Origin of the sequence: Nonomuraea sp. K271 (assembly GCF_009908215.1) — a bacterium.
Taxonomy (GTDB): Bacteria; Actinomycetota; Actinomycetes; order Streptosporangiales; family Streptosporangiaceae; genus Nonomuraea; species Nonomuraea longispora.
This window is the reverse complement of the sequence record NZ_JAAAHR010000048.1, coordinates 40535-50610: the sequence shown is the minus strand read 5'-3', so window position 1 is coordinate 50610 and position 10076 is coordinate 40535. Positions and strand designations below refer to the sequence as shown.

Below are 10076 nucleotides of genomic sequence, written 5' to 3'. Positions count from 1 at the left end.
GGTTGTGATGGGCGTGGTTGTGGTGATCAACCCATCTACCAGGAGCTCTGCTGCGTCATGGGGCTAACCTCGGACTTGCGATCATGCTGTGACCAGGGCACTCGATGCGGAGCCTGAAATAGGTTCATTGCCGCCGCACTGCCGGGCTTACTTTCCTTGACGGCCACCCCTGTATCGGCATTGAAGGAGATGGCCAGCCAGGTTGCCGCCGGCCAGGGGGATCTGGTCCTCCCCAAGCAGCAGTTGGGTTCTTCGGGGGTCGTGCCCAGCCTCGTGACCACCACATCGGTCGCGGGCGGGCAGACGCTTGAAGGGGACTCCCGAGTGCCGGGGGCCCTTCCTTTGGACAGGCGTGGCGAGGCGCTGGAGGTGGAGAAGTCCGAGCTGCCGCCCGGTGTCGAGCGCGCGGAGCAGAGGGATCGGCAGGCTCTGCCGGCCGCGACTCCGGCAATCAACCACGTGTATCCCGAGACGGGGTCGTTGGTCAGCGCGACTCCGCTGCTGACTGTGCGCGCGACCAATTTGGGCGGGGGGACGGAGGCGAACCTGAGCTTCAGGTTCAACATCTGCGAGAAGCCGGAGGAGGACGAGGACGAGTTTCCTGACCCGGGTGAGCCGGTCCCGACGCCGGAGTGCTGGCAGTCCAGCGTTCAGTCGGGTGTGAGTAGTTGGCGGGTGCCTGAGGACACGTTGGAATGGGGGCAGCCGTACGAGTGGTGGGTTCGCGTCGTGGATCCGGAGAGCAGCGATTCCGCCGTCAGCGACAGGCAGCTGGTCGTTACAGGTGCGCGTCAGCCGTTGAACAGTCTCCATCTGGGTGAGCGCGCGAGCGAGGGCCAGGAGTTCTCACCTATCGCCGGGAACTACACCGCGAGCGCTGTGGACGCTCAGGTGGCGACGGCGGGTCCGCCCTTGTCGGTGATGCGGACGTACAACAGCCAGGATGCGCGCACGGACGGCATTTTCGGCGCCGGTTGGTCGACGCCGTGGGACATGAAGGTCGTAGCGGAGCTGTCCGGAACGTCGACGGCGAGCCTGTTGGTGAGCTATCCGAGTGGTCGGCGGGTGCGGTTCGCCGCCAAGGGTGACGGCACGTACCAGCCGCCGCCTGGGATGAAGGACGTGCTGGCGGAGGTGGAGGGCGGTGGCTGGCGCCTGATGGACACCTCTTCCACCTCCTATCACTTCGACGCGTCGGGACGGCTGCTGAAGATTGTGGACAGGCGGGGCCGGGCGCAGACCCTTTCTTACGGAGACGGTGGCACGTTCAGCTCGGTGACGGGGGTCGGGGGCCGGGCGCTGCATTTCACCTGGAACGGGTCCCGCGTGGCCACCGTGTCGACTGACGCGGTGGATGGCAAGGCGCTGACGTGGACCTATAGCTATACGGGCGGCAATCTGACGTCGGTGTGCTCGCCGGCGGTCGCGCCGAACTGCACGACCTATACCTATGGGCAGGGCTCTCGGTACCAGGGCGTCGTTCTCGATGCCGAGCCGGTGGGCTATTGGCGCTTGGGCGACGCGGAGGACGAGCCCGCGGCCAACCTCGGCAGTGAGGGTGGCACGGGCATCTATTCCGGCGTTACCGTGGGCCGGCCGGGAGCGCTGGAGGGCAGCAGCGATACTGCCGCGGGTTTCACGAAGTCCACCATGGAACTTTCCTTCAACATGCTGGATCGTCTGCGGAAAGAAGTCTCGATCGAAGGCTGGATCAAGACCACTCAGAACGGGGTCGTGCTCTCCGCTGATCAGTTCGGCCACCAGTTCGGCGGCACTGAACCCGTCCTGTACGTCGGCACGGACGGGCGGTTGCGGGGTCAGCTGGGCGAGCTGTCGGGCTCTGGGTTCACCCCGATCACGTCGGCTGCTCCGGTCAACGATGGTCAGTGGCATCATGTGGTGCTCACGGTGGCGGGTGAGCAGCAGAAGCTCTATCTCGACGGTGAACTCGCCGGTGAGCTGACCGGAACGATCGTGCCGGACTATCGTGCACGTGCGTTTGTCGGCAGCGGCTACCGTGCCAACTCCTGGTCGAACATTCCGGGAGGCCCGGCGGCTTCCGGCGCTTTCGCGTTCAACGGCACGATCGACGAGTTCGCGGTCTACGGCAAGCCGTTGCCGGAGGCCACGATCCGGGCACACTGGGCAGCCCGTGCGAAGGTCAGCAACAAGCTGACGCAGGTCACGCTGCCTTCTGGCCGGATCTGGGCCGAGAACACCTACGACACCGCGACAGACCGCCTCCTGACACACACCGACAGGCACGCAGGCACCTGGAAGATCGGCAAGCCCGAGGTCGACTGGGTCAAGCAGGTCAACACGGTCGAGGTGACCGATCCGCGCGACGGCAAGCAGACCTACGGCTACGACCAGGGACGTGCTGATCGCCTGGTGTACGAGATCGACCAGCTCGACTTCAAGACGAGCTACGAGTACGACACCGGCGGTTACCCGGCCAAGAGGATCGACCGCAACGGCAACGTTGTCCGCTGGTGGAACGACAAGCACGGCAACCCGATCCGCGGCAAGTCATGTCGTACGGACTCTAGTTGCCAATACGGCTACGCCGACTATCACTTCAACGAAGACGACGAGTTCGACCCGCGCAACGACAAGCGGCTGGTCCATCGGGATGCCCGCTCGTCCGACCTGGAGAGCGACACCTACGCCACCCGGTGGGAGTACAACCAGTACGGCGAGCAGACCAAGCAGACCACCCCCGCCACCGCTGGTTTTCCCGACGGCCGCTCGGTCACGACCGCCTACACCGACGGCACGGAAGCAGCCGTCGGCGGCGGCACCACCCCGGCCGGCCTGGTCGCCTCCCAGACCGACCCCAGAGGCAACACGTGGACCTACCGCTACACCGCGGCCGGTGACCTGGCCGAGCAACGAGACCCCGAAGGATTGAAGGTCGAACTCGACTACGACGCGTTAGGCCGGCTCCGCGAGAGCTCGCACGTGTCCCAAGCCCACCCCGACGGGGTGAAGACCGCCCTCACCTACGACGTGCTCGGCCGCCTGGCGACGCGAACCGAGCCGGGTGTGAAGAACGAAGTGTCCGGCGTCACGCACACCAAGCGCACCACGTACGCCTATGACCCGGACGGCGCCAAGCTGCGCGAGACTGTCAGCGACCTGACCGGCGGTGACACCGAGCGCGCGACCGTCTACACCTACGACGACCACGGCAGGGTCGAGACGATCACCGACCCTGAGGGCGGTGTGGTGCGCCAGAGCTGGAACACCATCGGCAAGCCGGTGACGGTGACGGACGCCAGGGGCGCGGTGGTCGAGCACGCCTACAGCGAGCGCGGCGAACTGCTCACCCAGACGCTGAAGGGCTGGACCGGCAGCCCGGTCGACCCGCAACCCGCCACCGACAAGGTCATGGCGTCGTTCGGCTATGACGCGGCGGGCCGCCTGGTGGCCCAGTCGGACGCGATGGGCCGCAAGAGCTCCTTCGAATACTTCGGCGACAACCTGCTCGCCAAGAAGATCGCCGACAACGTGAAGCTGAACGGCTCCGACACCGCGCGGAACGTCGAGCTGGAGAACCACACCTACGATGCGGCGGGCAACCAGATCAAGCTCGTCACCGGCGGCGAGAAGAAGTCGACGACCGAGAGTGTCTACGACGCGGCCGGTTTCCTGACCTCGCAGACGTTCGACCCCGGCAGGCTGGACCGCAAAACCGCGTTCACCTACGACGCCAACGGCAACATCATCAAGACCACCCGCACCAGCGCCGACAGCGACCGCACCGAGGTCACCGAACAGGCCTACACCACGACGAACCTCCCCACCAGGACGACCGTCGAGAACGGCGAGGAGGACATCGTCACCACCGTCGACTATGACGATCGCGGACTGGCCGTCGCCTCGACCGACCCGCGCGGCAACGTGGCGGGCGCCGACAAGGACGCGTACACAACCGAGATGCGCTATGACGCGCTCGGCCGGCTCGTGGAGACCTCCGGCCCGCAAATCAAGGTGGATAAGGCCGGCGCGGCTGATGACGCGCGCCCTGCGGTGCGGTTCGGTTATGACACGGTGGGTGCGACGACACATGAGACGGACGCCGAGGGCCGTACTGTCGTCTCGGTTTTCGACAAGGCGGGCCGCTTGACCGGTCAGAAGGCGCCTGCTTATACGCCGCCCGGCGGCACCGCGCTCACCCCGGCCACCTCGCTCACCTACGATGCGGCCGGCCAGCTCATCTCGACCACCGATCCGCGCGGCCAGACCACCACTTTCGAGTACGACAGGCTCGGTCGTCAGGTGCGGGTCACCGACCCCGCCCCTGAGGGGCAGCAGGGTGGGACGTGGGTGACGGAGTACGACATGGCCGGGGAGAAGCTCGCCACGGTCGACCCGACCGGGGCGCGTACCGGAGCGACCTACGACGACCTTGGTCGGCAGATCACCGCCACGCAGATCGAGCGCAAGCCGTCCACGGCGTCCTACACCACCACCATGGAGTACGACGACGCGGGCCGGCTGGTCAAGCAGACCGCCCCGGGCGGCAAGGTCACCTCTTACGGGGTGAACGCGGCCGGTGAGGTCACCTCCGTGACCGACCCGAACAACAACACGACCGGCATGGACTACGACCTGGCCGGACGCCTGATCAAGACCACCGACCCCAACGGCAACGCGACCACGGCCGGCTATGACCTGGCCGGCCGGCAGATCACCGCCAAGGACCTCGACCGCACCGGCGACGTGCTGCGCACCTACCGTTTCGGCTACGACGCCGCGGGCAACCGGACCAGCCTCACCTCCCCCGAGGGACACCTCACCCAGCAGAGGTTCGACGCCCTGGGCCGCCCCACCGAGCTCGTCGAGCCGGTCTCGGACGGCGAGTCGATCACCACGAGCCTCGGCTACGACGCGACCGGCGCCCGCACCCGGCTCACCGACGGCCGGGGCAACGCCACCTGGACCACCTACAACAGCCTCGGTCTGGCCGAATCGGTGACCGAACCGGCCACCACGGCCCACCCGGACGCGGCCGACCGCACCTGGACCCACCTCTACGACGCGGCCGGCAACCCGGTCGCCACCCTCCAGCCCGGCGGCGTCCGCATCGACCGCACCTTCGACCACCTCGGCCGCCTCACCAAGGAAACCGGCGCGGGCGGCGACGCGGCCACCGCCGAGCGCACCTTCGGCTACGACCTGGCCAACCGCATGACCACCGCCGGGAACCTGACCGTCGACTACAACGACCGCAACCTGCCCCTGACGGTGACGCGCGGCAGCACCCAGGAGACCGCCTACAGCTACGACGCGCTCGGCAACCCCACCCAGCGCATCGACGCCGCCGGCACCGCCACCTTCACCTGGGACAACGCCAATCGCCTGAAGACCGCCACCGACCCGGTCACGAACCGCACCCTCACCTACGGCTACGACCAGGCCAGCCGCCTGAAGACCGTCACCGCCACCAGCGGCCAGGCCAGCACCCAGAGCTTCGACTACGACCCCATGGACCGCCTCACCGGTCAGACGCTGCAGAACGGCTCCGGCACCCAGCTCGCGAAGATCACCTACGGCTGGGACACCGACGACAACCTCACCACCAAGACCACCGCGGGCACGGCCGGGGCGGGTACCAGCACCTACGCCTACGACCACGCCGGCCGCCTCACCTCCTGGTCCGCCCCTGACGGCGCCACCACCGCTTATGAGTGGGACGCCGCCGGCAACCGCACCAAGGCCGGCGACAAGACCTTCACCTACGACGAACGCAACCGGCTGCTGACCGGCGACGGCAGCACCTACACCTACACCCCGCGCGGCACCCTGGCCACCGAGACCAAGGCCGGCACCACCACCGACTACACCTTCGACGCCTTCGACCGGCTCATCGCCGACGGCGACAGCGTCTACGCCTACGACGCCCTCGACCGCCTCACCAGCCGCATCCGCGGCACCACCAAGCAGACCTTCGCCTACTCCGGGCTCGGCAACGACCTGGCCGCCATCACCGACAGCAGCGGAACAGTCCAGGCACGCTACGCCCGCGACGCCGGCGGCGCCCTGCTCGGCCTCAAGGAAGGCAGCAGCCCGGCGGTGGCCGCGTTCAGCGACCTGCACGGCGACCTCGTGGCCACCTACACCACCACCCTGCAGACCTCCACCGCCTACGACCCGTTCGGCGCCGTCACCGCCCAGACCGGAACCACAACCCAGCTCGGCTACCAGGGCGAATACACCGACCCCGACACCGGCAAGGTCAACATGCACGCCCGCTGGTACCAACCCAGCACCGCCACCTTCACCAGCCGCGACACCATGACCCTGAACCCCAACCCCTCGGTCCAGGCCAACCGCTACACCTACGCCAACGCCTCACCCCTCACCGGCACCGACCCCACCGGCCACAACACCGTCAGCACAGGAAGTGGGCACTACACACCAGGCATCGGCTACCAATCAGCCACCGACATTTATGCCCAGCACGGCATCATTTACGGAGGCGACGAGGGGGGTGAAGGCGGCTATTGCATTGGAAGCTGCGGTATATCAAGAGGCGGCGGCCCCATCGGCTGCGACACCTACGGCGGCTGCGGCGCGGTTGTCACCAATCTGGTCAACGTGATGACCGTCGAAGAAATGAAGCGAATGAACCTTCTCCCGAACGGATGGATGCCACCTAGCGGATTCTGGGAATCGGGAGATAGTGCTATTCATGAGTTTATCGAGCAGGCCTACACGGGCGTTTCTGTTATCACCCTGGCTGCTGCGTGGCATATTCTGTCGAGTGGCATCCAAGCTCACGGCGCCTCCGCTTCATTGGACCCGGACAAGCCGCGCAAATACTTCATTTGGTGGAACAGGGAAAAAATAGCGTTCTCGTCCATCGGTCGAGCCATGGATTACATCCAAGATATGATCGACTCCGGTGCCATCTGTGTGGAGGCGGACTGCATCAACGACCTGTCGGGCGGTGCTAATTGGTTAGCCGTAACCGAGAAGGTGCTTGCCCGCGAATACTGCACGCATAATCGGGGCGCTTGCACGCGAGACGAGGAGCGATGGCGGCAAGAGTTCAACGTCCGGCTGATGATGGTTAAGTGGGGATTTCCTGGCTTCGCCGCACTGCTTTGGAATGGAGATGATGGACTAGGCGACAGAAATCATATAGGAGGGGTATATGTTCTCGTCAGCAAAGATGGATCTCTCCTCAAAGTGGGAAAGACGGACGATCTGCGAGAACGGCAATACGATTACAATAGTTATGAGGCATGCAAAAAGTTGGGGTATTGTAAACTCCAGGTTATTTATAGATCTCATGACGCAAACCTGTTGGCGGGCTTGGAAGATATCATTTATGACGCCGGAGTGGCGCTGAAACGATGGATAGCAAAAAAAGGAGATCCTTTCCTGGCGCAAAGGCCAATGAAGCTACAGAAGCCGCAACGGAACGAGCGCCGCGCAGTCGGTTTCAAACTTCTCAGACAGCTCGGTGTCGGCCTGCGTGAGCCAGCAGGAGCTGGCCCTCGTAACGTACGCCTCGAGTTGCGAATAGGCGGATCAGGGAGCGGCAGGTGGGGGCAGCCTGGCGGCGGAAGAGGGAATTCATGGAGATGGCTTGGTTCTAGCTCGGGAGGGACAGATAAAGGTCTTAAGTAATGTATACAAGCTCGATTATGGGTCCGTAAGGCTAGCCGTACTAGAAGGCTATCGCGTAGTAGCTCACATAGCGATGGGCGCCGATGGAGGGCTGCGAGAGCCGGCCGGCATGACTTCAGATGGCGGCTTGCGGGTTCTATGGTCACTTTTCGTGCACTTGGCCCGAGACTCGAGGTGTAAGCATGTGCGACTTTCAGTATCTGAATAGGGATAATTTTTGGGCGCTAATAGAAGGGGCGAGTAATCAGGAAAGTTCCCAGGCTTCTCGGCTCTACTGGCTGCAGGAACAGCTATCTCGACGGACTGTAGATGAGATAATCGATTTCCATGCACTGCTTATAGACATGAGGAACCAGGCTCACACGTGGGATCTATATGGTGTTTTTTGCAACGTTTTCGACATTGGGTCGCTCGACAGTTTTGAATACTTCAAACTTTGGCTCATCGGCCTTGGTCGTTCAGTGTATGAAGGCGCAGTTCTGAATCCGGACGGCTTGATTGAGCAACGCCAGATGCGACTCGCGCTCGAAGCGGAAGATTCGTCGGTAGCGTCGCGGGACGAGCTGCCGCAATTTGAGCGCCTGGCATATGTGGCATTTAAGCCGTATGTCGATATATCGGGCAAGTCTGTCGAGAGCCTGTATGCGGAGGCTGAAGCGAGGAATGGTTCCTCGATAATATCAACGCTGATAGGTGAGGAATGGGACATCGATGACTGTGTCCAAGTGCAAACTAGACTTCCGCGAAGCTATAGCTTTATGGAACGGTATCGTAGTGGCCTTCGATGAGTTGCTCTCCGAATAATCCACGGCGATTGAGTGAGTGAGGTTTTCCGAGCTGATCGTCTAGGTCAGTCGGGGCGGTGGCGGGACCGGTTGACAGAACAGAGGCTCTCGGTGAGCCCGCAACGACCAAGATCCGATTCCTCTACCGGAGGCTCGTTGCTGACTTACCTTGCCGCGATTCCGCCCGCGCTCCCAGATCTGTGACCCTGCTGGTTAACTCGGCTCAGGCCGCGAGAGCGAGTTCTGCCAGTTCGAGGCGGGCGAGGTGGCTGGTGCGGGTCCGGTCGAGCGGGTTCCCGTTCCACCAGGCGTCCAGGCGGATGAGGTTGAGCGCCACGGCGGAGAAGACGTGTTCGAGGTGGACCTTCGCCAGTCCTCGGTAGCGGGCCCGGCGGACTCCGGTGACCGCGACGGCCTGGCGCATGGTGCCCTCGACTCCGGCGCGGAGCTTGTACTTGTCCTGCCAGTCCCTGCTGGTCTGATCCACGCGGGCCTGGTCAAGGGCTTCTTGAAGTGGACGGGGACGGATGGTGAGCTGGCGTCCGCCCTTCTTGGCCGAGGTGCACAAGGAGCGAACCGGGCACGGCCTGCAGATTTCGCCGCTGAACTTGACCACGATCGCCTCGGTGTCGCGCTGGGTGCATCGGCTCCACGAGGAATTCGCCTGCCCTTGCGGGCACCTGACCTGCTCGGCGTCCCAGTAGATGGTGAACGCAGAACGGTCGTAGCCGGCGGCGGCGCGGGCTTGCGATGAGTGATCCAGCAGAACGGGGGTGATGAGCGCGATCCCGAACCTCTGGCGGGCATCGACGAGGAGTTCCGCGGACGGGTAGCCGGAATCGAGGTAGTGCTCGCTGGGCAGCAGGCCACGTGCCGCGAGCATCTGATGGATCTTCCCGGTCATCTGGCTGTCGGGCACGGTCGCGTCCGTGGTGGCCACGTTCGTGATCAGGTTAGGCGGCACGAAGTTCGTGTCACCGTTCGTGTCACCGTTCGTGTCGGCGGTGGTGTGGCAGGTCTCGCTGACGTGCAGCTTGTAGCCGTTCCAGAACATGTCGTCACCCTTGGCCGCCCACCGGGCGTCGACATCGTAGGGGGAGGTCAGCCGCACTCTGCCCGGCGGCAGTCCCTCTCCGCCGTCTTCGAGGGGCCGCCGCCGCTTGACCACCTCCCGTCCTTTCCGGTCGGTGACGCGCACATAGTTCTGGATCAACATGACCCGCAGCACCTGCACCGCGGGCAGATTCCGCAGCCAGAGGGGGGAGAACGGCGCGTATACCGCTTCCACCAGCGCATAGCCGTCCGCGCCGTAGGCGCACGCAAGCTCGGCGCGTCTGGTCTCCGAGGCCGGCAGCCGCCAGGAGTCGATGCGGGCGCGGTAGCGTTCGGCCCATCCGGGCAGCTCCAGGACCCTGCTCGTCCAGCCGGGGTCGGCGGCCGAGATGGCTTCCAAGGCGGCGCGGACGCATTCCCCGGCCAGCTCCAGCCGGTTCAGGTCACGGACCGCGCTGATCACGTGGGTGGAGTCGGTCCGCTGCTTGCCACCCGCCCCGATCAGGCCTTTGCCGACAAGCTTGGCCAACAGCAGGTCCAGCGCCCTCTCCTCCAGCCCGTGGGCGATGACCCGAGTCCGGAACTCACTCAGCACAC

Annotated in this window: 3 protein-coding genes; 2 read left to right on the top strand and 1 reads right to left on the bottom strand. The window is 64.6% G+C overall.

Annotation, left to right across the window (positions count from 1 at the left end):
- Nucleotides 1-189: 189 nt before the first annotated feature.
- Both GUY59_RS18735 and GUY59_RS18730 read left to right on the top strand, forming a co-directional pair.
- Nucleotides 190-7641 carry an RHS repeat-associated core domain-containing protein gene (locus GUY59_RS18735; protein ID WP_138201822.1) on the top strand — a complete coding sequence of 2484 codons (7452 nt, stop codon included), beginning with the start codon at nt 190-192 and terminating at the stop codon, nt 7639-7641.
- 182 nt (nt 7642-7823) lie between these two features.
- A complete protein-coding gene (locus tag GUY59_RS18730) occupies nt 7824-8429 on the top strand; it encodes a DUF4240 domain-containing protein (protein WP_161714606.1) in 606 nt (201 codons plus the stop codon).
- Between the two features lie 220 nt (nt 8430-8649).
- Here GUY59_RS18730 and GUY59_RS18725 read toward each other — a convergent pair whose 3' ends face one another.
- Entirely contained in the window at nt 8650-10074 is a 1425-nt protein-coding gene (locus GUY59_RS18725; protein ID WP_252374999.1) for a transposase, read from the bottom strand.
- Nucleotides 10075-10076 lie beyond the last annotated feature (2 nt).

Coding starts and splice junctions, on each gene's coding strand:
- GUY59_RS18735 (WP_138201822.1), top strand. CDS start 190: ATGGCCAGCCAGGTTGCCGCCGGCCAGGGGGATCTGGTCCTCCCCAAG.
- GUY59_RS18730 (WP_161714606.1), top strand. CDS start 7,824: ATGTGCGACTTTCAGTATCTGAATAGGGATAATTTTTGGGCGCTAATA.